The following is an 859-nucleotide window of genomic DNA, read 5'->3' as shown; positions in this document are numbered from 1 at the left end:
ACTTGTGCATTTGAGAAAATGCTTAACAGTATCATACCGATTATGTAAATAGATGTTTTCATTGTGCTATAAATTATTGATTAAGTGCTGATCTTTGAATATCAACTTTAGCATTCGTGATGATGATTTCTCCGTTATTAGGAGTTGTTCCTCCGGATCCGTTCTGGTAAGTTCCTCCCGTATCATGAGCAATGGCTGGAACTAAAAGAATAGGAGCTGCTGAAGTAGTCACAAAAGAGAAACTCATATTCAGAGTATGGGTCTTATTACTGGCAATTGATTGTGCATTGATACTAATTGTTTTACCATATTGATTTCCTGTGGACGGATCAATAAGTTTTACAAGATACTGATGCAGATGAACAGAAGTTCCTCCTATTCCGGCAGTCGTACTTTCAAGAGCTGTTCTGATGTTAAGACATACATTCACCAGATAACCGCTGTTTCCGGGAAGTGTGATAATTCCTGTAGAAGTATTGTATAAAGCTCCGATATCATTAGATACAACAGTAAATGCGGCATCGTTGAAATTTTTGTATGTACCGTTGGCAAGACCTCCAAGTATTGAATAATCAGAGGTGCGTTGAAGCATCATATAACTTTCCAGGTTATACGTATCAGAAAGCTGAGTCCACATATTGCTTTTCCAGATATAAAGACCGGGGCTAATGGAGTTCCCTTTATTATAAACAACCAGTCCTTCTGCCGGATTATTTACCGGAGAGGTATTATTCAAAACATCTATAATATCTACTCTTGGGAGAAGTACTCCTTTATTGGTGGTCTGTGAAACTTCCAGCACAGCTGAGCTGTTTACTGAGGTTTTCCCAATAGCAACCTGTGCATATATGGTATGAGC

Annotated in this window: 1 protein-coding gene; it reads right to left on the bottom strand. The window is 38.3% G+C overall.

All coding sequences use genetic code 11. From position 1 onward, the window contains the following. Window positions 1-73: 73 nt before the first annotated feature. Window positions 74-859, bottom strand: a 786-nt coding sequence (locus tag GB932_RS22405; protein WP_197517235.1) for a phage tail-like protein, incomplete at its 5' end; no start/stop codon positions are given.

Source organism: Microbacterium karelineae (genome assembly GCF_009745985.1).
In the GTDB taxonomy this organism is placed as follows: domain Bacteria; phylum Actinomycetota; class Actinomycetes; order Actinomycetales; family Microbacteriaceae; genus Microbacterium; species Microbacterium karelineae.
The sequence above is the reverse complement of the archived record's forward strand: the minus strand, read 5'-3'. Positions and strand labels throughout refer to the sequence as shown.